The sequence below is a fragment of the Streptomyces violaceorubidus genome, from assembly GCF_000717995.1.
Taxonomy (GTDB): domain Bacteria; phylum Actinomycetota; class Actinomycetes; order Streptomycetales; family Streptomycetaceae; genus Streptomyces; species Streptomyces violaceorubidus.
In genome coordinates this window covers 379,791-402,492 of the sequence record NZ_JODM01000002.1, presented here as the reverse complement: position 1 = coordinate 402,492, position 22,702 = coordinate 379,791, and the positions used below count along the sequence as shown (strand labels likewise).

The following is a 22,702-nucleotide window of genomic DNA, read 5'->3' as shown; positions in this document are numbered from 1 at the left end:
TCAGCCCTTCACCAGCAGACCGCGGCTGCGCAGCACCCACCGCTCCAGCGGGCTGAAGATCAGCAGGTCGATGGCGATGCCGACGACCAGGATCAGCAGGATGGCCTCGAAGACCATGGCCATGTCGCTGGCGTTGCGGCCGTTCTCCAGCAACTGACCGAGACCCACCCCGAGGTCGGGGAAGGAGGCGATGATCTCGGCGGCCATCAGGGAGCGCCAGGAGAACGCCCAGCCCTGCTTGAGACCGGCGACGTAGCCGGGCAGCGCGGCCGGCAGCACGATGTGCCAGGTGCCCTTGAGCCCCGTGGCGCCCAGCGTGCGGCCCGCGCGCAGGAAGAGCGGGGGGACCTGGTCGACGCCGGACACCAGGCCGTTGGCGATGGAGGGCACCGCGCCGAGCAGGATGACGGCGTACATCATCGAGTTGTTCAGGCCCAGCCAGATCACGGCAGGCGGCACCCAGGCCACCGACGGCAGCGACTGGAGGCCGGACAGGATCGGGCCGATCGCCGCGCGCACGAACTTCACCCGCGCCACCAGCAGCCCCAGCGGGGTGCCGATGAGCAGCGCGAAGCAGAAGCCGAGCAGGCCGCGCGAGACGCTGGTCCAGATGTAGCCGAGCAGTTCGCCCTGGAGCCAGGACTGCTGGAGCACGTCCCACACGTCGGACGGGGCGGGCAGCTTGCTCGGGTCGTCGACGATCTCGAAGGAGACCAGGGCCTGCCACACCGCGAGGACCAGCAGAACCGCGACGGTGGGCGGCAGGACCTTCTCGACCAGGGTCTGGCGCAGCGGTGTGCGTCCCTGCTGCACCGACTCCAGTGCGTCCAGGCCCGCCTCCAGACCGGCGAGGTCGCCGCCGTCCTTGGCGGCCCGGTCCCCGGCGGGACGCGTCGTGTCGGTCGTGTCAGTGCTGGCCATGTCGGCGGATCTCCCCACGCAGTTCCTCGGTGATCTCGACGGACAGCTCCGCCACGGCGGTGTCCTCGATGCGGCGCGGCTGCGGGATGCCGACCGTCCACTCGCGCGCCACGCGCCCGGGGCGCGAGGACAGCAGCACCACCCGCTCGGCCAGTCGCACGGCCTCGCGGACGTTGTGCGTCACGAACAGCACGGACAGCTTCGTCTCGCGCCAGATGCGGGTCAGCTCGTCGTGCAGCACGTCCCGCGTGATGGCGTCCAGCGCCGCGAACGGCTCGTCCATCAGCAGCAGCTTGCTCTCCTGGGCGAGCGCCCGGGCCAGCGCGACCCGCTGACGCATACCGCCCGACAGCTCGTGCACCCGCTTGCCGTACGCGCCCTTCAGACGGACGAGCCCGAGCAGCTCCTCCGCCTTGTCGCGGCGCTCGGCCTTGGGCACGCCCCGCAGCCTGAGGGCGAGTTCGATGTTCTTGCCCGCGGTCAGCCACGGGAACAGGGCGTGTTCCTGGAACATCAGGGCCGGCCGCCCGTCCGTGCTGATGCCGCCGGCGCTGGGCCTGTCCAGCCCCGCCACCAGGTTCAGCAGCGTGGACTTGCCGCAGCCGGAGGCGCCCAGGAGGGTGACGAACTCGCCGGGAGCGACATCGAGGGTGATGTCGTCCAGGACGAGCTGCTGCCCGGCGGGGCCCGCGAAGGACTTCGAGACGTGCTCGATCCGGGCGGCGTACGCGGCCGGTTCGGTGCCGTCGGCGGCCTTGGCGAGGGTCGTGGTCGTGGCCATGGTCGTCACCTCCTGGGTGGTCGGATCCGGGCTTACTCGACGCCGAGACCGGCGTCGTCGACCGCGGGCCTGCCCTTGGCCTTGAGGACCTTGTTGAGCAGCGTGAGGTCGTAGATGCCCTTCAGGTCGGGCTCGTCCAGCAGACCGGCCTTCACGGCGTGCTCCGCCTGGGCGTCGAGGGTGGAGGCCAGCGGGTCGTCGGTCAGCTTGATCGACTCCCAGGCCGGGTCCAGCACGTCGGCGGGCAGCGCCTTGCCGGAGTCCTTCTTCAGCTGGGCGTTCGCCGCGGCCTTCGCCTCGTCCGGGTGGGCCGTGATCCACTCGTTGGTGTCCACCGACGCCTTGAGCACCGCCTCCACGGCCTTCGGGTGCTCCTTGAGGAACTTCTGCGACACGATGATGTTCGTGATCACGAACTTCTTGTCGGGCCACAGCGTCGACTCGTCCAGGAGCACCTTGCCGCCCTCGGCGACCAGCTTGGAGGCGGTGGGCTCGGGCACCCAGGCGCCGTCCAGGGAGCCGGACCTGTAGGCGTCCGGGGTGACCTTGTTGTCGCTGCGGACGACCGTCACGTCGCCCTTGCCGCTCTGGGCGTCGACCTTCCAGCCCTGCTCGGCGATCCAGTTGAGGAACGCCACGTCCTGCGTGTTGCCCAGCTGCGGGGTGGCGATCCGCTTGCCCTTGACGTCCTTCAGGGACTTGATCTTGTCCGGGTTCACCACGAGCTTCACGCCGCCCGAGGCCGAACCGCCGATGATGCGCAGGTTCTTGCCGTCGGACTTGGTGTAGCCGTTGATCGAGGGCGAGGGGCCGATCCAGCCGATGTCGATGGAGCCGGAGTTCAGCGCCTCGATCTCGGACGGGCCCGCGTTGAAGACCGCGTACTTGGCCTCGGTGGCGCCCAGTGACTTCTGGAAGAAGCCCTTCTGGTTGGCGACCAGCGCCGTGGCGTGGGTGATGTTGCCGAAGTAGCCGATCCGGACGGAGTCGAGACCGTCGATCTTCTCGGCGCCGTCGGCCACCTTCGCGGTGTCGTCGTCCTTCGCCTCGGAGCCGTATCCGCAGGCGGCCAGGGTGAGCAGGGGAAGGGCGGCTATGACCGCCAGGGTGCGGCGCAGGGCGGTGGTGGCAGGCACGGGAGGTGTTCCTCTCGTTGGCCCGGCTCTCACGCCTGTCGGTTGGTCCGATGTCTCAGGTCGTGGCCGGGAGGTCGGCAGGTCTTCGGCTGTGGGGGGTGAGGGCGCGCGAGCAGTGCGCGTACGTCAGCGCGCACATCGCGCCACTCCGCCCTGCCCGCTGCCGAGGGCACCGCTGCCGACGCGGCCGCCCTCCTTGGCGAACGTGGAGTAGAAGTCGGGGGAGCTCATGCTCAGAAGTCCCACCCGTCGTCGTCGGCCGCGTCCCTGACCGGTTCCGGTGCGGCGAAGGACTCGCCGACCATGCCGGCGGTGAGCGTGGTGCCGTCGCTGGGGTCGATCAGGATGAACGAGCCCGTGCGCCGCGAGTCGGCGTAGGAGTCGGCGGGCAGCGGCTCGGCGGTGCGTATCTTCACGCGGCCGATGTCGTTGGCGACGAGCTGCCCGGGGTGCGGGTGCAGCGACAGGTCGTCCAGCGTGAGCCGGGCCGGGATGTCCTTGACGATCGCCTTGACGGTGCGGGTGCCGTGCTTGAGCAGGACCCGGTGGCCCACGACGAGCGGCGCGTCGGCGACGTGGCAGACGGTGGCCTCGACGTCCTGGCTGGTGGCCGGGGCGTCCTCGCGGGGCACGATCAGGTCGCCGCGGGAGACGTCTATGTCGTCCTCCAGCAGCAGCGTCACCGACTGCGGCGTCCAGGCGGCGTCGACCGGCTCGCCGAGCAGGTCGATCCCGGACACCTTCGAGGTGCGGCCCGAGGGCAGCACGGTGACCTCGTCGCCCACCCGGAAGGTGCCGGCGGCGATCTGGCCCGCGTAACCGCGGTAGTCGGGGTGCTCGGCGGTCTGCGGCCGGATCACGTACTGCACGGGCAGCCGGGCGTGGCAGTGCGCCAGGTCGTGGCTGACCGGGACGGTCTCCAGGTGTTCGAGCACCGTGGGCCCGCCGTACCAGTCCATCACCGCGGAGGCGTCCACCACGTTGTCGCCCTCGAGCGCCGAGATCGGGATCGAGGTGACCTCCGGGACGCCCAGCTCGGTGGCGTACGCCGTGAACTCCTCGGCGATCGCGGCGAACACGGACTCCTTGTAGTCGACCAGGTCCATCTTGTTGACGGCGAGGACGACGTGCGGGACGCGCAGCAGGGCGGCGATCGCGGCGTGCCGGCGGGTCTGCTCGACGACGCCGTTGCGGGCGTCGACCAGGATCACCGTCAGCTCGGCCGTCGAGGCGCCGGTGACCATGTTCCGCGTGTACTGCACGTGCCCGGGGGTGTCGGCCAGGATGAACCGGCGGCGCGGGGTGGCGAAGTAGCGGTAGGCCACGTCGATGGTGATGCCCTGCTCGCGCTCGGCCCGGAGGCCGTCGGTGAGCAGCGCGAGGTCCGGGGCGTCCTGGCCGCGGCTCGCGGAGGCGCGCTCGACGGCCTCCAACTGGTCGGTGAGGACCGACTTGGAGTCGTGCAGGAGACGGCCGACCAGCGTGGACTTGCCGTCGTCGACCGAGCCCGCGGTGGCGAACCGCAGCAGGGTCGTCTCCGACAGCTGCCAGACCGACAGCGGCTCGACGGGTTCAGTGGTGCTGGTCATGTCTAGAAGTACCCCTCGCGCTTGCGGTCTTCCATCGCGGCCTCGGACATCTTGTCGTCGGCGCGGGTGGCGCCGCGTTCGGTGAGCCGGGTGACCGCGATCTCGGCGATGACCTTCTCGATGCTGTCGGCGTCGGAGTCCACGGCGCCGGTGCAGGACATGTCGCCGACGGTGCGGTAGCGGACCCGCCGCTTCTCGATGGTCTCGCCGTCCTTCGGGCCGCCCCACTCACCGGCCGTCAGCCACATGCCGGAGCGGGCGAAGACCTCGCGCTCGTGGGCGTAGTAGATCTGCGGCAGCTCGATGCCCTCGCGGGCGATGTACTGCCACACGTCCAGCTCGGTCCAGTTGGAGAGCGGGAAGACGCGCACGTGCTCGCCGGGGGCGTGCCGGCCGTTGTACAGGTTCCACAGCTCGGGGCGCTGGCGGCGCGGGTCCCACTGGGAGAACTCGTCCCGCAGCGAGAACACCCGCTCCTTGGCGCGGGCCTTCTCCTCGTCGCGGCGTCCGCCGCCGAAGACCGCGTCGAACCTCTGCGCCTGGATCTTCTCGGTCAGCGGCAGCGTCTGGAGGGGGTTGCGGGTGCCGTCCGGGCGCTCCTTGAGCACCCCCCGGTCGATGTAGTCCTGCACGGAGGCGACGTGCAGGCGCAGCCCGTGCCGCTCGACCGTGCGGTCGCGGTAGTCGAGCACCTCGGGGAAGTTGTGCCCGGTGTCCACGTGCAGCAGGGAGAACGGCACGGCCGCCGGGGCGAAGGCCTTCAGCGCCAGGTGCAGCATCAGGATCGAGTCCTTGCCGCCGGAGAAGAGGATCACCGGCCGCTCGAACTCGCCCGCCACCTCGCGGAAGATGTGCACGGCTTCCGATTCGAGGGCGTCGAGGTGGGAGAGGGCGTACGGGCCCGCCGTACCCTCCCGCGCCGCTTCGGCGGTCGTCGTCATGCCAGTCCCCTTTCGGTGAGCAGGGCGTGGACCGCCGCGGCGGACTCCTGAACGGTCTGGTCCTGCGACTCGATGCGCAGGTCGGGCTCGACGGGCTCCTCGTACGGGTCGTCCACCCCGGTGAGCCCCGTCAGCTCACCCGCGGCCTGCTTGGCGTACAGGCCCTTCACGTCGCGCACCGAGCACACCTCGACGGGCGTGGCCACGTGCACCTCGACGTACGCCGTGCCGTTCGCCCCGTGACGGTCGCGCACCGCCTCCCGGCTGTCCGCGTACGGCGCGATCACCGGGACCAGCGCCGTCACACCGTTGCGGGCGAGCAGTTCGGCGACGAAGCCGATGCGCTGCACGTTGGTGTGCCGGTCCGCCCGGTCGAAGCCGAGGCCCGCCGAGAGGAACTCGCGGATCTCGTCGCCGTCGAGCAGTTCGACGCGCCGGCCCTGCTCACGCAGGCGGTCGGCCAGCTCGCGGGCGATGGTGGTCTTGCCGGCGCTGGGCAGCCCCGTGAGCCAGACGGTGGCTCCGGTCGTCACGTGGTTCTCCCTGGAGGTTGATGGTCCGGTGGTCGCCGGTCCGGTGGTGGTCGTCATGTCAGCCGTGCAGTCCGCACTCGGTCTTGGAGCGGCCCGCCCAGCGTCCGGCGCGGGCGTCCTCGCCCTCCAGCACGCGACGGGTGCAGGGCGCGCAGCCCACGGAGGCGTAGCCGTCCGTCAGCAGCGGGTTGGTGAGGACGCCGTGCTCGGTGACGTACGTCTGCACGTCTTCCTGCGACCACTTCGCGATGGGCGAGATCTTCACCTTGCCCCGCTTCTCGTCCCAGCCGACGACCGGCGTGTTCGCCCGCGTCTCGGACTCGTCGCGGCGCAGCCCGGTCGCCCAGGCCTGGTAGCCCTTCAGGCCCTCCTCCAGCGGCTTCACCTTGCGCAGCGCGCAGCACAGGTCGGGATCGCGCTCGTGCAGCCGCGGGCCGTACTCGGCGTCCTGCTCGGCGACGGTCCGGCGCGGGGTGAGGGTGATGACGTTCACGTCCATCACGGCCTCGACCGCGTCGCGGGTGCCGATGGTCTCCGGGAAGTGGTACCCGGTGTCGAGGAACACCACGTCCACGCCGGGCAGGGCGCGGGAGGCGAGGTGGGCGACGACCGCGTCCTCCATGGAGGAGGTCACGCAGAACCGGTCGCCGAACGTCTTCGCCGCCCACTGGAGGATCTCCAGCGCGGTGGCGTCCTCCAGCTCGCGGCCCGCCCGCTCGGCGAGTGCCCTGAGGTCGTCGGTCGTACGTTCTTCCTGAAGCGCCGTCATGTCGGTTCCCCTCCCGTGGAGTCGGGCTGAAGACCTCGGGCGAGCAGCCCGAGGAACTTCAGCCGGAAGGCTCGGTTGCACGCCCCGCATTCCCAGCTGCCGTGGTCCTGCTCGCCCGGACGCAGGTCCTCGTCGCCGCAGTAGGGGCAGTAGAAGGGCGCGGCGCGCTCGCTCACGACAGGGCCTCCTCGGAGGCCCGGGCCGCCCAGGCGGCGAAGCGCTCGCCGTCCTCGCGCTCGGCCTGGAAGCGCTTCAGCACGCGCTCCACGTAGTCCGGCAGCTCCTGGGCCGTGACCTTCAGGCCGCGCACCTTGCGTCCGAAGCCGGCGTCCAGGCCGAGGGCGCCGCCCAGGTGCACCTGGTAGCCCTCGACCTGCTCACCGTGCTCGTCGAGCATCAGCTGGCCCTTGAGGCCGATGTCCGCGGTCTGGATGCGGGCGCAGGCGTTCGGGCAGCCGTTGAGGTTGATGGTGAGGGGCTCGTCGAAGTCCGGGAGGCGGCGCTCCAGCTCGTCGATGAGCGAGGCGCCGCGCGCCTTGGTCTCGACGATGGCGAGCTTGCAGAACTCGATGCCGGTGCAGGCCATGGTGCCCCGCCGGAAGGTGGAGGGCCTGGCGGTGAGGTCCAGCGCCTCCAGGGACTCGACCAGCGAGTCGACCTGGGCCTCCTCGACGTCGAGGACGATCATCTTCTGCTCGACCGTGGTGCGCACCCGGCCCGAGCCGTGCGCCTCGGCGAGGTCGGCGACCTTGGTCAGGACCGTGCCGTCGACGCGGCCCACGCGCGGGGCGAAGCCGACGTAGTAGCGCCCGTCCTTCTGCCGGTGCACGCCGATGTGGTCGCGCCAGCGGCTGGTGGGCTCGGCCGGTGCCGGGCCGTCGGTCAGCTTCCGCTTCAGGTACTCGTCCTCCAGCACCTGGCGGAACTTCTCCGCGCCCCAGTCGGCGACCAGGAACTTCAGGCGGGCGCGGTTGCGCAGCCGCCGGTAGCCGTAGTCGCGGAAGATGGAGATGACGCCCTCGTAGACGTCGGGCACGTCGTCGATCGGCACCCAGGCGTTCAGCCGCACACCCAGCTTGGGGTTGGTGGACAGGCCGCCGCCGACCCACAGGTCGAAGCCCGGCCCGTGCTCGGGGTGCTCGACGCCGACGAAGGCCACGTCGTTGATCTCGTGCACCACGTCGAGGACCGGCGACCCGGAGATCGCGGTCTTGAACTTGCGGGGGAGGTTCGAGTACGCCGGGTTGTTCAGCACCCGGCGCTTCATCTCCTCCAGCGCGGGTGTGCCGTCGATGATCTCGTCCTCGGCGATGCCCGCCACGGGGGAGCCGATCATCACGCGGGGGGTGTCGCCGCAGGCGGTCACCGTGGACAGGCCGACGCCCTCCAGGCGGTTCCAGATCTCCGGCACGTCCTCGATCCGGATCCAGTGGTACTGGACGTTCTGCCGGTCGGTGATGTCGGCCGTGCCGCGCGCGAACTCCTGCGAGATCTCACCGACGACGCGCAGCTGAGCGGTGGTCAGCGCGCCGCCGTCGATGCGGACGCGGAGCATGAAGTAGCGGTCGTCCAGCTCCTCCGGCTCCAGCACGGCCGTCTTGCCGCCGTCGATACCCTGGCGGCGCTGGGTGTACAGGCCCCACCAGCGCATACGGCCGCGCAGGTCACCCGGGTCGATCGAGTCGAAGCCGCGCTTGGAGTAGATCGTCTCAATACGTGTCCGAACGTTGAGACCGTCGTCGTCCTTCTTGGTCTGCTCGTTGCCGTTGAGCGGAGTGAAGTGCCCGGCCGCCCACTGGCCCTCGCCGCGGTGACGGCTCACCTTGCGGCGCGGGGTCGCGGCGGCGGGGTCGGCTGGGGTGGCGGCCATGGTGGACACGTCCTTTGAAAGACAGGCGAAATGCGGCTCTGACCTGCGCGCATGGCGCATGGCACTACGTGGGGGTACAGGAGGCATGCGTGCGCGTCATTGCGCGGGCGCGAGGGAAATGCGGGGAATCCGAAGGTGCTGGAGGGTGCTCTCAGCGGCCCGGACAGATGGCGCTGGACATGCGGCCGAGGTCGACGTGCCGCCGACTCACCAAGGCAATTCCAGTTCCAGACATGACGGAAGCGTGGCACGGCGATCTGTTGCTGGTCCAGCTTAATCCAAAATGTGGACACCCTAGTCTCGTGAAGTGAGACAAGGGTGTCGTTGGTCACACGGCGGTGCCCAGGGTGCTCGGAGGGCCGAAAACAGATGTGTCGGCGCAGTTCAGGCGGGGAAAGCCCCGGGCCACGGCCCCGGAGTGGCGACGTCCGCCTCCTCCTCCACCTTGGTGTCGAACAGGCGGAAGCCGCGACGCTGGTAGTTGGCCATGGCGTGCTCGCCGTCCTTGCTGCACGTGTGCAGCCACACCCGCTTGGTGGTGGCCAGCCCCGGCCAGCGCTCCGCCAGGTCCCACGCCCGGGCGGTGCCGTGGGAGAGGAGGTGGCCGCCGATGCGCCGACCGCGGAAGGCCGGGATCAGGCCGAAGTACTCGATCTCCACGACCCCGTCGTCGCCGGGCGTCAGCTCCACGAATCCGGCGGGCGTGCCCCGGTCGTGGGCGACCCAGGTCTCCACACCCGGCCGCTCCAGGTGTTCCCGCCACCGCGCGTGGCTCCAGCCGAGCCGGTCCGTCCAGTGGATGTCGCCGCCCACCGAGGCGTACAGGAAGCGGCTGAACTCGGGGGAGGGCACCTCGGCGCGGACGATCCGGACGTCCCCCTCCGGCGCGGCGGCCGGCAGCAGATCGGTGGGCGCCGTCTGCTCCAGGGACCACGTGGTCACGGCGATGTTGGTCATGCCGGTCAGGGAATCATCCGCTCCGCGGATCTGTCGATCCCCGCCCGGGGCGGTGCGGGGCCGACCGGGCGGTCAGTCGAGCGCGTCCTCGATCGACGCCAGCGGCAGCGCGAACAGCATGCGGCCCGACTGGGACCAGACCTCGCCGGTCCGCGCCCAGTACGACATCGAGCCCGCCCGGCCGCTCCAGCACTGCTGCGACCGGTCCGCCCCGCACTCCGCGGCCCGGGCGCCCTCCGTGTCCTGGCGCCACAGGGTCCCGCGTCCGTCCTGTCCGCCGGCCGCGCGTCCCAGATACCACTCGGAGCGGGTCGCGCCGGGCGGCCGGTACGAGAGCACGCCGCCGACCTCGGCCGCCCCGGTCTCGTACGCCTCGACCGCGTTCACATGGCCGGAGGAGTCCGTGACGGGCAGTCCGGTGCGGTCGGGGTCCGTGGCCGTGCGCAGCGGGTAGCGCCACAGCCGGGTGGGCCGGTCGCCGTCCGCGCTCACGTGCTCGGTGGCCACCAGGCTGTCGGGGGCGGTGCCGCGGTCCAGGGAGATCGCGCCGGGGCGGGCCGCGGTGTCGCTGTCGGGGAGCCGGTACGTGGCGACGGCGGGCAGCACGTAGCGGTAGCCGCCCGCCGCCCAGCCGCCGGGCACCCGCCCGACGGCGTCCGCGGCGGTGGTGGCGCGCTGCACCCGGTCCACGTCGTACACGTACAGCGCGTCGCGGTCCCCGGCGGCGGTGGTGACCAGCAATTTGTCCTGGTACCAGACCATTCCGGTGACGGGGGAGGCGAGCCCCCGGTAGTCGTGGCCGCCGTCGACCGGGACGGCGAGGAGTGCCGAGGTGTAGCCGAGCCGGCCGGGGTCGTCGGCGTCGACGAAGGAGACCCGGGCGAGGCCGCCCTGGGGGGTGCCGTCGTCGCGGGACCAGGCGGAGAGGATGACGCGGTGGGTGCCCCAGCGGCCGTCCCCGTCGGCGTCCCCGGAGGTGGTGACCGCACCGGGGAGCCAGCCGTCGGTGTCGGCCTCGTCCCAGCAGTAGGCGCGGGTGGCGGCGGGGGAGACCGGCAGCGCCTCGCGCTCCCCGGCCGTGCAGTCGGCGGCGTCGCGCAGGGTGTGGTCGGCGGATGCGAGGACGGTGTCGACGCCCACCGGGTCGCCCATCGCGGCGGAGAGCCGGTCGAGCCAGGCCTTCGGCACCCGGTGCTCGGACAGGCGCAGCGCGTCGGTCTCGGCGGCGGAGGTGAGGGGCTTGAGGGCGCCGGGGTCGTCGGCGACCGTGGCCTGGGAGGCGCTGATCAGCGTGGCGGCGCCGGTCAGGGCGAGCGCCGCACCGGTCAGGGCCGCGCGCAGCGCCCTGCCCCGTCTGCGCCGGCGGTGTCTGCCGCGCTGCTTCATAGAACCTCCACGGACACCCGGACCAACTGCGCTCGACGGTGGTCGCGTTGACCGAGGAGCGGATGGGGCGGTCCATCAAGGATGCTACGACAGACGGACGGCCCGGCGGACGCAGACGATGCAAATTTGCGAAATCAACCCGCCTTCACGACCATCCGGGCCGCGATCCCGCCCCACGGCGGGACGTTCACCCCGGCCGGGGCCGCCCCTGCGACGGGCGACGGGAGCCGGGAGCCGGGAGCCGGGCGCCGGGTGGCGGGCGGCGGGGCGCCGCAGGCGGTGAGGAACACTCCCCGGGGGCGGGTCCCGTCACGGCACGCCCAGCGACGCCCGCCCCTCCGTCACCGTCGGTGCCGTGGAGTGGGGGAGGAGGTCGCGGGGATCGGTCGGGAGGAGGAGTTCGATCTCCGCGTCCTCGCAGAAACGATACGGCCGGTGTTCCAGGTACGCCCCGAGATACCTCCGCACCCGCGACATCTCGGCCCGTACCGTCACCGTGCGGGCCGGGTCGCCGAACATCTCCTCGGCCAGCGCGGCGGCGCTGCGGCCACCCCGGTGCACCGCCAGCAGGTACAGCAACTCCGCGTGCCGCGGGCTCAGTTCCCGCGCCCAGTCCTCCGCGCCGCCCAGCACCCGCACCGACCAGCGGCGCGGCTGCCCGAGGTCCAGCACGATCCGGGTGACGCCCTGCGGCCCCGGCCCGGCCGCGGCCCGCACCAGCCAGCCCTCGGCCAGCGGCTCCACCGTGCACGCCCCGAACGCCGGCAGCCACCGCGTCCCCGCCTCCGGCGACTTGGGCAGCACCACCCGGTCCAGGAACGGCATCCCCGTCACCGCCGCCGTCCAGCCGTCCCGGTCCGCCACCAGCGCCCGCCCGCCGACCCGGGCCAGCACCGGCGCCGCCACCGCCCGCAACCGCTCCAGCGACCGCGTGTGCAGCTCCCTGAGCCGGGCCTCGGCCAGCTTGGCCACCGAGTCCACCCACGCCAGCGTCGCCGGGTGCATCGTCTCCAGCGGCCCGCTGACGTCGACCACACCGAGCAGCCGCCCGCTGCGCGGGTCGGTGATCGGGGCCCCGGCACAGGTCCAGGTCGCCTGGGACCGCACGAAGTGCTCGGAGGCGAAGACCTGTACGGGCCGCCGGGTGACCGCCGGTGTCCCCAGCCCGTTGGTGCCGACCACCTCCTCCCGCCAGTCCGCCCCGAGTTCGAAGCCGAGCCCGTCGGCCCGGCGCAGCACCCGCGCGCTGCCCTCCCGCCACAGCACCCGGCCGTCCTCGTCCGCGACCACCATGATGTGGTGGGCCACGTCCGCGACCGACAGCAGTGCCTCCCGCAGTACCGGCAGCACATGCCGCAGCTCGGAGGCCTCGCGCCGCCGGCGGATCTCCTCCGGGGACAGCAGCCCGGAGCGGAAGTCGTGCTCCGGGTCGACGCCGCTGCGCAGCATCCGGTCCCAGGACTGCTCGATCACCGGACGCGGTGCCACCGGGGCCCGCCCGCCCGAGAGTCTCGCGGAGCGGACCTCGCTGAGCATCCGGGCCGCGCCTGCCGTGTCGACGGCGGCGAACCGCATCACGTCCATGGGCGAGAGCGCCACGGGACCTCGTCCTTCCGGAAGCCGAATGTTCGTCTCATACTGACCGGTTGCCCACGCCCCGTGGGCACGGTCCGCGCACAGCCGACCGCAAGTTGCAACCCCCTGCAACCCTGGTGGACGGCTTCGCGGGTGTCCAAACTTGAACCACGCCGTCCCGAGCGGCGTACGCGGCCTGAACAGGCCCGTGTGGCGGGGGTGGTGCCGTGTCGGCGCAGCACCACCCCCGCGCCACGCGGCGCCGCTCAGGACACCGGGCGGGCCCGCTCCACCACCGACGCCAGGTCCAGCGTCGGCGGCAGGGTACCGAAGGCCGCGCCCCCGTCGCCGCCCAGCCGGGAGGCGCAGAACGCGTCGGCGACCTCCGGCGGCGCGTACCGCACCAGCAGCGCGCCCTGCAGCACCAGCGCCAGCCGCTCCGCCAGCAGCCGGGCCCGCCCCTCGGCGGACGCGAGGTCGGCCAGGTCCGTCAGCAGGTCCCCGATCGCCGCGTCCAGCCGGTGATCGGCCCCGCGCGCCGCGCCCACCTCCGTCAGATACGCGTCCAGCGCCGCCGGTTCGCGCCCCAGCGCCCGCAGCACGTCCAGCGCCTGCACGTTCCCGGCGCCCTCCCAGACCGAGTTCAGCGGCGACTCGCGCACCAGCCGGGGCAGGCCGGACTCCTCGACGTACCCGTTGCCGCCCAGGCACTCGGCCGCCTCCACCACCACCGGCGCACACCGCTTGGTCACCCAGTACTTGGCCGCCGGGACCGCCAGCCGCAGCAGCGCCCGCTCCCGCTCGTCACCGCCCTCGGCGGCGTCGCCGGCCGCCGCGAGCCGCAGTCCGAGCGTCGTGGCCGCCTCCGACTCGACCGCGAGGTCCGCGAGGACGTTGCGCATCAGCGGCTGGTCGACCAGCTTCGCGCCGAAGGCCTCCCGGTGCGCGCAGTGGTGCACCGCCTGGGCCACCGCCTGCCGCATCAGGCCCGCCGAGCCCAGCACGCAGTCCAGCCGGGTCGCCGCCACCATGCCGATGACGGTGGCCACCCCGCGCCCCTCGGCGCCGACCCGGCGCGCCCAGGTCCCGGCGAACTCGACCTCGGCGGAGGCGTTGGACCGGTTGCCCAGCTTGTTCTTGAGCCGCTGGATCAGGAACACGTTGCGGGTGCCGTCCGCCAGCACGCGCGGCACCAGGAAGCAGGTCAGCCCCCCGGGAGCCCGCGCCAGCACCAGGAAGCCGTCCGACATCGGCGCCGAGCAGAACCACTTGTGCCCGGTCAGCTCGTACGCCCCGTCCTCGGCCAGCGGCCGTGCCGACGTGGTGTTCGCCCGTACGTCGCTGCCGCCCTGCTTCTCCGTCATGCCCATCCCGAAGAGCACCCCGGCCTTCAGGTGGGCCGGCCGCAGCTCACGGTCGTAGACCCGGGACGTCAGCCGGGGCTCCCACTCCGCGGCCAGCTCGGGGTCGGCGCGCAGGGCCGGCACCGCCGCGTGGGTCATCGACAGCGGACAGCAGTTGCCCGCCTCCACCTGGGTCCACATCAGGAACGCCGCCGCGCGCCGCACGTGTCCGCCCGGCCGCGACCGGGCGTCGGTCAGGCCCGCCGAGACGCCCTTGCCGAGCAGCCGGTGCCAGGCCGGGTGGAAGTCGACCTCGTCGACGCGGTGGCCGTAGCGGTCGTGGGTGCGCAGGACCGGCGGGTTGCCGTCGGCCTGTGCGCCCCACTCCTGGGTCTGGAAGGACCCGCAGCTCCGGCCGAGCCCCGACAGCTCGGCGAGTGCCTCCTCGCGCGGCCCCGCCGCCAGATGCCGCCCGACCGCCTCCGTCAGGACCCGGTCGGAGGTGAAGACGTCGTAACCGCTCAGCGGCGGCGCCTGATTCGTCACGGTGTGGGTACTGCCTGCCATGACCGTGAACCTACCGTGCCGCGGGACCCCGGCGGGCCGGGACCGCGGCGGCGGGCCTCCGCGGATGAGTCGCACCCCCGGCGCCGGATACCTTTAGGGCGTGCAGCCAGCAAGTGACTCCCCCGAACGGCCCTCGGGCCGGCTCCACCGTGCCCGGGTCCTGTACCGGAACGTCTCCAAACGCAGGACCGCCTGGCTGCTGCTCAAGGACACGGTCAACTCGTGCATGGAGTACCGCATCCTCGGCCTGGCCGCCGAGGCCGCGTTCTTCACCCTGCTCTCGGTGCCGCCCCTGCTGCTGAGCCTCCTCGGCCTGCTCGGTTACGTGGACTCCTGGATCGGCGCCGACACCACCGAGAGCCTGCGCGCAAACATCCTGGACGCCTCCCGCGCCGTGCTCTCCGAGAAGGGCGTCAAGCAGATCACCGAGCCGATCCTGGACGACGTGATGAAGGGCGGGCGGCCCGACGTGATCTCCATCGGCTTCCTGTTCGCCCTGTGGTCGGGCTCCCGCGCGGTGAACGTCTTCATAGACACCATCACCGTGATGTACGGCCTCGACGGCGTCCGGGGCATCGTCAGGACCCGCCTGATGGCGTTCCTGCTGTTCATCGTGGCCCTGCTGATCGGCTCGGTCGCGCTGCCGCTGATGGTGGCGGGACCGGACGCCGTGGTGCGGGTCGTGCCCTGGTCGACGACGGTCGTCCAGGTGCTGTACTGGCCGGTGGTGATCATCCTGTCGGTGGCGTTCCTGACCACGCTGTACCACGTGTCGGTGCCCGTGCGCTCCCCGTGGATCGAGGACGTCCCCGGCGCGCTGGTCGCCCTCGCCATGTGGGTCCTGGGCAGCTTCCTGCTGCGCATCTACCTCACCAGCACCGTCGAGGGCCCGACCATCTACGGCTCGCTCGCCGCGCCCGTGGCGGTGCTGCTGTGGATCGGTGTGTCCGCGTTCGCGGTGCTCGTGGGGGCCGCGGTCAACGCGGCCATCGACCGGGTGTGGCCGGCCGCCGCGACCGCCGCCGCCCGCGAGGCCAACGAACGGCTGCGCCAGGCCCAGGTCGCCGAGTACGTGGCCCGCACCGCCGCGCACGGCGAGGGCGACCCCGACATGCCCTCCGAGTTCCCCGAGCGCTGGTCCCGCTTCCTGCCCCCCGAGGACGTCACGGCCCGTCTGCGCACCCACCCGAAGAGCCCGCCCCCGGCGCACCGCGCCCACCCCGACAACCACCACGACCACGAGGACGACGGCCGCGGCCACGATCACGGCCACGGCCACGGCCACGACAAGCCCGAGGCCTCCTAGCGGGACGCCACGGCCGGACGGCGCGAGGAGGCCCGGGACACCCCCGGTGAACGGGCCACGGGCCGGACCGGGACACTGGCACCGTGGACGCACTCGCCGGACTTCTGGAGGGTCCCCGGGCCCGCGGCGCCTTCATGATCCGTGCCTGCTTCGACCCGCCCTGGGCCGTGCGTATCGAGGACGGGGCGCCGCTGACCGTGATGCTGATGGTCCGCGGCGACGCCTGGATCCTGCCCGACGCGGGGGAGCGGCTGCGCCTGGGGCCCGGTGACCTGGCCATCGCGCGCGGCCCCGACCCGTACGTGTGCGCCGACGACCCCGCCACCGCCCCGCAGGCGGTCATCCTGCCGGGCGGCGTGTGCAGTTACCCCGACGGACGCCCTCTCAACGGCTCGATGGACCTCGGCGTACGCACCTGGGGCGACCGCCCCGACGGCGAGGCGGTCCTCCTCATCGGCACCTACCTGGTCCGCGGCGAGATCGGCGGACGCCTCCTCGACGCGCTGCCGCCGCTGCTGTCCCTCACCTCCGCCGCGTGGGACAACCCCCTCACCCCGCTGCTGACGACGGAGGTCACGCGGGACGAGCCGGGCCAGGAGGTGGTCCTGGACCGGCTCCTGGACCTCCTGGTCATCGCCGCGTTGCGGGCCTGGTTCGCCCGGCCCACGGCCGAGGCACCGGCCTGGTACCGGGCGATGGGCGACCCGGTCGTCGGCCGGGTGCTGCGGCTGCTCCAGGACGACCCGGCGCACCCCTGGACCGTCGCGTCCCTCGCCGCCGAGGCCGGGGTCTCCCGCGCCGCGCTCGCCCGGCGCTTCACCGACCTGGTCGGCGAACCGCCCATGGGGTACCTCACCGGCTGGCGCCTCGCCCTGGCCGCCGACCGGCTGCGGGACACCGAGGACACCCTCGCCGCGATCGCCCGCCGGGTCGGCTACGGCAGCGCGTTCGCCCTGTCCACCGCCTTCAAGCGGGAGTACGGCGTCAGCCCGCAGGAGTACCGGACCCGGGGCCCGGCGTAACCTGGCACCCGTGTACGCGCAGCGGGCGTCCCGGCTGGCCGGCGCGGTCGTGTGGACCAACACCCCGACCGGGGACGGCCCCGTGCGGGTCCTTCCCGACGGCTGCATGGACCTGCTCTGGTACGACGGCCGGCTGCTGGTCGCGGGCCCCGACACCCGCGCCCACGTCACCGACGGCGCCCCGGGCACCTGGGCCGGTGTCCGCTTCCACCCCGGCACCGCGCCCGCCCTGCTGGGCGTCCCCGCCGAGGCACTGCGCGACCGGCGCGTCGACCTCACCGACCTCTGGCCGGCCACCCGCGCCCGGCGCCTGGCCGCCCGGGTGAACGCGGCCCCCGACCCGGCGACCGGCCTGGAGGAGGCCGCCCTGAGCCGCGCCGCCGAGACCGGACCGCCCGACCCGCTGCCGGGCCGGATCGTCGCCGCCCTGGACGCGGGCCGCCCGGTCGCCGCGACCGCCGACGCGCTCGGCATCACGGCCCGTACGCTGCACCGGCACTGCCTGGCGGCCTTCGGCTACGGACCCAAGACGCTGGCCCGCGTCCTGCGCCTGCAACGCGCCCTCGCCCTGGCCCGGGAGGGCACGCCCCTCGCCGAGACGGCCGCCCGGACCGGCTTCGCGGACCAGGCGCACCTGACGCGGGACGTACGCGAGCTCGCGGGCCTGCCGCCCGCCGAGCTCCTGGGCGGTCGGCGGGCCCCGTCCGGATCGGGCCGGAGTCAGGCCGACGGCGCGAACAGGGCCACGCCGTGGCCGTCCGGGTCGCCGACGACGGCGTAGCGCTGCCCCCAGGGGGCGTCCCAGAGCGTCCGCTCGCCGTGGCAGCCGGCACCCGTCAGCTCCGTGTAGAAGGCGTCCACCTCGGCGGGCGTGTCGCACAGCAGGGCGAGCGAGTGCCGTCCGCCACCGGCCGGCGGTTCCCCACCGGGGGTGAAGGAGCGGACGGACTCCTCGGTGTCCAGGAGCAGCCGGATGCCGTTCGGCGACGGCGCCCCCGACCACCACGTGGACGTGGGCGGCTGACCCCGCTACGCCGTGAAGGCGGCCACCGTGTCCAGCCCCGCCTGCCGCAGCGTCCGGTGCACGGACGGGCGGGCTCCGCGCACGGTGAGGGCGACCGGCTCCGGCGTCCGGGTCACCGTCCGCAGCAGAGCGTAGGCGCAGGCCAGATCGATGTGCTCCAGGCCGCTCATCTCCAGGGTCCAGGCCCCCGGCTCCCGCAGCCGCGGGTCGAGGAGCAGCTCCTCCAGCAGGCCCAGCGCGGGGGCGTCCAGGTCCCCGGAGAAGGCCAGCACCGCCCGCCGTCCGTCGGCCTCGGCGATTCTCACGGGTGCGTCCGTCACGGCAGCCTCCTCGGTGGCACGATGCGGCCCGCGTGACCTCCATTGTCCCCCAGCCGCGACCCCGAGGGCGTCCCGGAATAGATCAGGGCGGCCCGGCGCTGAGCGTTGAGCGGTACGAGAGTGCGGCGAAGGGCTGGTGGGCGCATGCGGTCAGGCCAGACGAACCCCGTGGTCAGGACGGTTCACGGCGCGGTACGCGGCAGGTACGAGCACGGCGTCGCCGTGTTCCGGGGCATCCCCTACGCGGCGCCCCCCTTCGGACCGGGCCGGTTCCGCCCGCCCGTACCTCCCGAGCCCTGGGACGGCGTCCGCGACGCGGGCTCCTTCGGTCCCACGGCGCCCAAACCGCCGTACTCCGAGGCCTTCGCCCGGTACCTCTCCGATCCCGCGATCCCCGGCGACGACTGCCTCAACCTCAACGTCTGGACCCCCGAGCCCGGCCCCGGCGCCCGTCTGCCGGTCCTGGTCTGGCTGCACGGCGGCGCCCTGACCAGGGGATCCTCCGCCGTACCGGTCTACGACGGCCACACCTTCGCCCGGGACGGCGTGGTCTGCGTGTCGATCAACTACCGACTGGGAGTGGAGGGCTACGGCCTGTTCCCGGACGCCCCCGCCAACGCCGGCCTCCGCGACCAGATCGCCGCCCTCCAGTGGGTGCGGGACTGCATCGCGGCCTTCGGCGGCGACCCCGACCGGGTCACCGTCGCCGGCCAGTCCGCGGGCGCCATCAGCACCGGCGCGCTCCTCGCCGCACCGGCGGCCCAGGGCCTGTTCCGGCGGGCCGTGCTCCAGAGCGGCGCACCCGAGGCCTTTGACCGGGACAAGGTGCGGCGCATGGTCCGCCGCATGGCCTCCCGCCTGAAGATCCCCGCCACCGCCGAGGCCTTCGCCGCCGCCGACCGCGACCAGCTGCTGCGGGTCCAGGCCGAGGTGGGCAGGTTCAGCAGCCCCGTGCTAGGCGGTCCCGGCTTCGGCCTCGTCGTCGACGGCGACGTGCTGCCCCGCGACCCGCTGGAGGCGCTCGTCGACGGCGACGCGGCACGGGGCGTGGACCTCATGATGGGCTGGACCCGCGACGAGTACCGGCTCTGGCTGGTCCCCGGCGGGCTCGTCGAACGCGTCGACCGGCTCGGCGCGGTGGCCCTCGCGGGCGCCCGAGCCCGCTGCCACTGCGGCAATGAGGTGCTCCGCGGCTACCGCGCGCTGCGCCCCGACGCGGGGGCCGCCGAGACCGTGGGCCAGCTGGTCACCGACCACCTGCTGCGCATCCCGATGCACCGCCTGGCCGACGCGCGGCCCGGATCCTCGCATCTCTACGAGTTCGCCTGGCCGTCCAACCTGCCCGACCTCGGCGCCTGCCACGCCCTGGAACTGGGCTTCGTCTTCGACTCCGGCGACGGGCCCGACGCGCGCAGGCTCGCGGGCCAGGGAGCGCCGCAGGAGCTGGCCGACGCGATGCACGGGGCGTGGGTCCGCTTCGCCGAGACCGGCGACCCCGGCTGGGCCCCCTGGGACGCCACCCACCCCGTGCGGGTCTTCGGGGACGGCGCCCCGCACACGGCCGTCGGCCCGCTCGACGCGGAGTACGACCTGTGGAAGGCCGACGTCACCGGGCCCCGAGGAACGCGGCCCAGGCGTCTGGTCCGACGGTGAGGTGTCCCTGCGGGGCTTTGGAGTCGCGGATGTGGATGGCGGTGGGTTCGACGGCGACCTCGACGCACTGCCCGCCTTCGCTGCCGCTGTAGGTCGACTTGAACCACTCGAGTGCGGTGTCGCTCATGCTTCTCCCAGAAGACGGTCCAACAGGGCCCTTGATTCCTCGGTGTTGAGGGCCTGCGTCCGCAGCATCGCATACTTCTGAGTCAGGATCCCCACCCCCTCGGGGTCGGCGATCAGCTGGCTGCCACGCTGGGTCTCCATGTAGGCGAGCCGCTGGTACTCGGGCGTCTCCATCAGAACGAACGCTCCGTCGAGTCCGGCATGCGAAGTGCGTCCGAGCGGCAGTACTTGGAGCGTGATCCCCGGCATCTCCGCGTGTTCGCGCAGCTTCTGAATCTGTTCTGCGTAGACCTCCCTGCCACCCAGTCGGTCTCGCAGGGCGGCTTCCCAGATTACGAAGCTGGTGGTGGGCGGCACTTTGCGATGCAGGATCTCCTGGCGGTCCATGCGGGTCGCCACCCGCAGTTCAATCTCGTCCGCCTCGTAAACGGGAACGCGGCTGCGGAAGACCGCTCGCGCGTAACCCTCCGTCTGGAGCTGGCCGGGCACGGCCAAATTGTCGTAGACGGAGATGGCGATGGCCTCCCGCTCCCGGTCCAGGAACTCCTCCGCCCACAGCGGGACCAGATCCACCTCCGGCATCTTGCTCAGGGCAATCGACAACGCCCCCTTGGTCCCCAGGAGTTCGTCGAGCTGCTCGGCGAGATCCGGCTTCAGGGGGCGGCGGCCCTGTTCGATCGAGGCGATCTGCTGCTCGCCGATGACGAAGCGTTCGCCCAGGGACCGTTGGGTGTGCCCCGCCGCCTGCCGGTAGAGGGCGAGCAGCGCGCCCACCATCTTCATCGCGGAGGCGTTCCTCCGTGTCGTGGTGCCCATGAGGTCGAACTCCCCACCCGCGCGCGTACGTTCACCATCGCGCACCCGTACAGACCGCCTGTACGGCCATGCGCACTGCCCCATCATGACCACGGAGCGTGACCCTCGTCATGTGAACAACGAAACTCCACCCTCGTCCCCACGTGAGCGCTTCTACCGCCGTGAGCGCCGGTCCGTCCCCGCCGCGCGGGCGTTCGCGAGGGAGACGCTCGCCGACTGGGGAGTGCGCGGGCGCGCGGACGACGTGCTGCTCTGCGTCAGTGAACTGGCGACCAACGCCCTGGTGCACGGCGTACCGCCCGGCCGGGGCTTCCTGCTGCGGCTGTGGCCGCTGCCCTGCGGGGACGGCGTACGCGTCGAGGTCCACGACAGCGGGGGCGGGGTACCGGCCGTACCCCTGGGTCCGGACGGGTCGGACGAGGGCGGGCGCGGGCTGCTGCTGGTGTCGGAGGTGGCGGACGAGTGGGGCGTGACGGAGCGGGAGCCCGGCAAGGTCGTGTGGTTCGAGTGTTCCGTCCGGGTGGACTGACGGGGCAGCCCGTCTGCCCCCGGGGACCTTCACCGGATCTCCACGCTCCGTCACCTGCGACGGGTCAGGCCCAGCAGCCGTTCACGGTCGCCGCGAGGCCGTCCAAGGCGTCCTTGATGTCGCTCGGGGCGGCCGTCGAGTTGTTCTCGATGAAGGAGAAGATCCGCCAGTCGCCGTCGTCGGTGCGGGTGACACCGCTCAGGGCGATCGCTCCGGTGAGCGTGCCGGTCTTCGCCTGCACCTTGCCGACGGCGCACTGGGAGTTGGGGTCGTCGAAGCGTCCCCACTCCGGGCCGAGGCTCGCCCCGGCCTCGCCCGCGACCGGCAGTCCCTCCAGGATCGAGCCCAGGGCGGGGGACTCCGTGATCGCGTCCAGGAGCTGCGCCAGCGTCGCCGCCGGGATGCGGTCGGCCCGGGAGAGGCCGCTGCCGTCGTACATCTCGAAGTTGTCGAGGGAGATGCCGTACGAGCTGAGCACCTGGCGGACCAGCGCGGTGCCGGCCTCGAAGGTCCCCGGCTTGCCCAGCTCCACGGCGGTCATCCGCAGCAGGGTCTCGGCGATGTTGTTGTCGCTGGTCTTGAGCATCTTCTTGACGACCTCGGACAGCGGCGCCGACTTGTGCTGCGCCACCGGGACGTCGGACTGCTTCGCCGTCGCGCGGGCCACCTCGCCGGTGACGGTGACGCCCTCGGCGGCGAGCTTCTTCGCGAAGACCTTGCCCGCGTCGATCGAGGTGTCCTGGACGGCGGCGCCGTCGACGACGAGCGAACGCACCGGTGCGACCTCGGTGGGGTAGTAGCCCTCGTTCCAGCCCTCGGCGAGGCTCGGGTCGGCGAACAGGCTGTCGTCCACCCGGACCTGGACGTCGGTCCGGCCCGCAGCCCGGAGCCCGTCGGCGGCCGTCCTGGCCAGCTCGGCGACGTCCTCGCTCGTCAGGGTGCGGTCACCGCCGCCGACGAGGGTGAGGGTGCCCTCGCCGTACACGACCTTGGTGGTGAACTCGTGGTTCGCGCCCAGCAGCGTCAGGGCCGTGGTGGCCGTGACGAGCTTGGCGTTGGAGGCCGGCATGAGCGCGGTGGAGCCGTTGTGGTCCCACAGGGCGGTGTCCGAGTCGGCGTCGAGCACGACGCCGCTGACGTCGGTGCCCAGACGCGCGTCGGCGAGGCGCTCGTCGAGGTTCTTCACCAGCTGCGCGTCGTCGGCGGCGAGGTCGTCGACCGAGACACCCCGGGCCTGCGGGGCGCCGTCGTCGGCGGCGAAGGCGGACGTGCCGGCCAGCGTGGCGGAGGCCACGGGCACGGCCATGGCGAGCACGAGGGCCCGGCGTGCGCCGATGCGGCTCACTCTCGCCTTGCGGTGCCTGCGCCGTCCGCCCGGGGCGAAGGTGTTGGTGGGGGTTTCGTCTGGCGTACCAGTCATGAAGTGAAGTCCAAAGATCGGTTACTTCTTCTGTGGGGGTGAAGCCCTGGGCACGCTACCAGCCGTCATATGAAGGGCTGGGACTAAAAATTGACGGTGTGTGAAAGTCCTGCGACCG

23 protein-coding genes and 1 pseudogene are annotated in these 22,702 nt (G+C 72.6%); 5 read left to right on the top strand and 19 right to left on the bottom strand.

All coding sequences use genetic code 11. The features are described from left to right. The 14 genes from IE94_RS0105765 to IE94_RS0105705 form a co-directional block, all read right to left on the bottom strand. Positions 1-921: an ABC transporter permease gene (locus IE94_RS0105765; protein ID WP_030179123.1), complete on the bottom strand. Its 921-nt coding sequence runs from the start codon at positions 919-921 to the stop codon at positions 1-3. Next, entirely contained in the window at positions 908-1,702 is a 795-nt protein-coding gene (locus IE94_RS0105760) for an ABC transporter ATP-binding protein (RefSeq protein ID WP_030179122.1), read from the bottom strand. Before IE94_RS0105760 ends, IE94_RS0105765 begins: the two co-directional genes overlap by 14 nt. Positions 1,703-1,734: 32 nt before the next feature. Continuing rightward, positions 1,735-2,838, bottom strand: coding sequence for an aliphatic sulfonate ABC transporter substrate-binding protein (locus IE94_RS0105755; protein ID WP_030179120.1), 1,104 nt, complete (start codon positions 2,836-2,838; stop codon positions 1,735-1,737). Between the two features lie 233 nt (positions 2,839-3,071). Further along, entirely contained in the window at positions 3,072-4,427 is a 1,356-nt protein-coding gene (locus IE94_RS0105750) for a sulfate adenylyltransferase subunit 1 (protein WP_030179118.1), read from the bottom strand. Between the two features lie 2 nt (positions 4,428-4,429). Further along, positions 4,430-5,368: a sulfate adenylyltransferase subunit CysD gene (cysD, locus tag IE94_RS0105745; protein ID WP_030179116.1), complete on the bottom strand. Its 939-nt coding sequence runs from the start codon at positions 5,366-5,368 to the stop codon at positions 4,430-4,432. Next, on the bottom strand, positions 5,365-5,958 hold the full coding sequence (gene cysC, locus IE94_RS0105740; RefSeq protein WP_078606399.1) for an adenylyl-sulfate kinase: 594 nt from the start codon (positions 5,956-5,958) through the stop codon (positions 5,365-5,367). Before cysC ends, cysD begins: the two co-directional genes overlap by 4 nt. Position 5,959: 1 nt before the next feature. Continuing rightward, a complete protein-coding gene (locus IE94_RS0105735) occupies positions 5,960-6,670 on the bottom strand; it encodes a phosphoadenylyl-sulfate reductase (RefSeq protein ID WP_030179112.1) in 711 nt (236 codons plus the stop codon). Continuing rightward, positions 6,667-6,846, bottom strand: coding sequence for a hypothetical protein (locus tag IE94_RS0105730; protein WP_030179110.1), 180 nt, complete (start codon positions 6,844-6,846; stop codon positions 6,667-6,669). The genes IE94_RS0105735 and IE94_RS0105730 overlap by 4 nt, the downstream gene beginning before the upstream one ends. Then, the gene (sirA, locus tag IE94_RS0105725) at positions 6,843-8,540 is read right to left on the bottom strand and encodes a sulfite reductase SirA (protein ID WP_030179107.1); all 1,698 of its coding nucleotides are present in this window, start codon (positions 8,538-8,540) and stop codon (positions 6,843-6,845) included. Before sirA ends, IE94_RS0105730 begins: the two co-directional genes overlap by 4 nt. Positions 8,541-8,691: 151 nt before the next feature. Then, positions 8,692-8,775, bottom strand: coding sequence for a putative leader peptide (locus tag IE94_RS41805; protein WP_350890428.1), 84 nt, complete (start codon positions 8,773-8,775; stop codon positions 8,692-8,694). Between the two features lie 149 nt (positions 8,776-8,924). Further along, on the bottom strand, positions 8,925-9,497 hold the full coding sequence (locus IE94_RS0105720) for a GNAT family N-acetyltransferase (RefSeq protein ID WP_030179105.1): 573 nt from the start codon (positions 9,495-9,497) through the stop codon (positions 8,925-8,927). A 72-nt stretch (positions 9,498-9,569) separates the two neighbouring features. Then, the gene (locus tag IE94_RS40865; RefSeq protein WP_030179103.1) at positions 9,570-10,883 is read right to left on the bottom strand and encodes a hypothetical protein; all 1,314 of its coding nucleotides are present in this window, start codon (positions 10,881-10,883) and stop codon (positions 9,570-9,572) included. Positions 10,884-11,192: 309 nt separating this feature from the next. Then, entirely contained in the window at positions 11,193-12,482 is a 1,290-nt protein-coding gene (locus IE94_RS0105710; RefSeq protein WP_030179100.1) for a GAF domain-containing protein, read from the bottom strand. Between the two features lie 242 nt (positions 12,483-12,724). Continuing rightward, positions 12,725-14,368, bottom strand: a complete 1,644-nt coding sequence (locus IE94_RS0105705) for an acyl-CoA dehydrogenase family protein (RefSeq protein ID WP_030179097.1) — start codon at positions 14,366-14,368, stop codon at positions 12,725-12,727. A gap of 100 nt (positions 14,369-14,468) precedes the next feature. On the opposite strand from IE94_RS0105705, the gene IE94_RS0105700 reads away from it, so the two are divergent. The 3 genes from IE94_RS0105700 (at position 14,469) to IE94_RS0105690 (ending at position 17,477) form a co-directional block, all read left to right on the top strand. Further along, positions 14,469-15,674: a YihY/virulence factor BrkB family protein gene (locus tag IE94_RS0105700; protein WP_030179094.1), complete on the top strand. Its 1,206-nt coding sequence runs from the start codon at positions 14,469-14,471 to the stop codon at positions 15,672-15,674. A gap of 83 nt (positions 15,675-15,757) precedes the next feature. Continuing rightward, positions 15,758-16,696, top strand: a complete 939-nt coding sequence (locus IE94_RS0105695) for an AraC family transcriptional regulator (protein WP_030179092.1) — start codon at positions 15,758-15,760, stop codon at positions 16,694-16,696. Between the two features lie 10 nt (positions 16,697-16,706). Next, positions 16,707-17,477 carry a helix-turn-helix transcriptional regulator gene (locus IE94_RS0105690; RefSeq protein WP_078606398.1) on the top strand — a complete coding sequence of 257 codons (771 nt, stop codon included), beginning with the start codon at positions 16,707-16,709 and terminating at the stop codon, positions 17,475-17,477. Here the strand turns inward: IE94_RS0105690 and IE94_RS0105685 are convergent. Together IE94_RS0105685 and IE94_RS0105675 are read right to left on the bottom strand one after the other, a co-directional pair. Continuing rightward, positions 17,417-17,689: pseudogene (locus tag IE94_RS0105685) on the bottom strand (VOC family protein); the annotation flags it as partial. The gene IE94_RS0105690 and the pseudogene IE94_RS0105685 overlap by 61 nt on opposite strands. Positions 17,690-17,725: 36 nt before the next feature. After that, positions 17,726-18,040, bottom strand: a complete 315-nt coding sequence (locus IE94_RS0105675; protein ID WP_030179077.1) for an STAS domain-containing protein — start codon at positions 18,038-18,040, stop codon at positions 17,726-17,728. A gap of 144 nt (positions 18,041-18,184) precedes the next feature. On the opposite strand from IE94_RS0105675, the gene IE94_RS0105670 reads away from it, so the two are divergent. Continuing rightward, the gene (locus tag IE94_RS0105670) at positions 18,185-19,693 is read left to right on the top strand and encodes a carboxylesterase/lipase family protein (protein ID WP_030179075.1); all 1,509 of its coding nucleotides are present in this window, start codon (positions 18,185-18,187) and stop codon (positions 19,691-19,693) included. Here the strand turns inward: IE94_RS0105670 and IE94_RS0105665 are convergent. Both IE94_RS0105665 and IE94_RS0105660 read right to left on the bottom strand, forming a co-directional pair. Beyond that, positions 19,647-19,820 (bottom strand): DUF397 domain-containing protein, encoded by a 174-nt coding sequence (locus IE94_RS0105665; protein WP_030179072.1) that lies wholly within the window; start codon positions 19,818-19,820, stop codon positions 19,647-19,649. The two genes, IE94_RS0105670 and IE94_RS0105665, sit on opposite strands and share 47 nt — an antisense overlap. Next, the gene (locus IE94_RS0105660) at positions 19,817-20,635 is read right to left on the bottom strand and encodes a helix-turn-helix domain-containing protein (RefSeq protein ID WP_030179069.1); all 819 of its coding nucleotides are present in this window, start codon (positions 20,633-20,635) and stop codon (positions 19,817-19,819) included. Before IE94_RS0105660 ends, IE94_RS0105665 begins: the two co-directional genes overlap by 4 nt. 112 nt (positions 20,636-20,747) lie before the next feature. Between IE94_RS0105660 and IE94_RS0105655 the strand changes: the two genes are divergently transcribed. Beyond that, entirely contained in the window at positions 20,748-21,164 is a 417-nt protein-coding gene (locus tag IE94_RS0105655) for an ATP-binding protein (protein ID WP_037921809.1), read from the top strand. 64 nt (positions 21,165-21,228) lie between these two features. On the opposite strand, the gene dacB is transcribed toward IE94_RS0105655, so the two are convergent. Next, positions 21,229-22,584, bottom strand: coding sequence for a D-alanyl-D-alanine carboxypeptidase/D-alanyl-D-alanine endopeptidase (gene dacB, locus IE94_RS0105650; protein WP_030179064.1), 1,356 nt, complete (start codon positions 22,582-22,584; stop codon positions 21,229-21,231). Between the last annotated feature and the right edge of the window lie 118 nt (positions 22,585-22,702).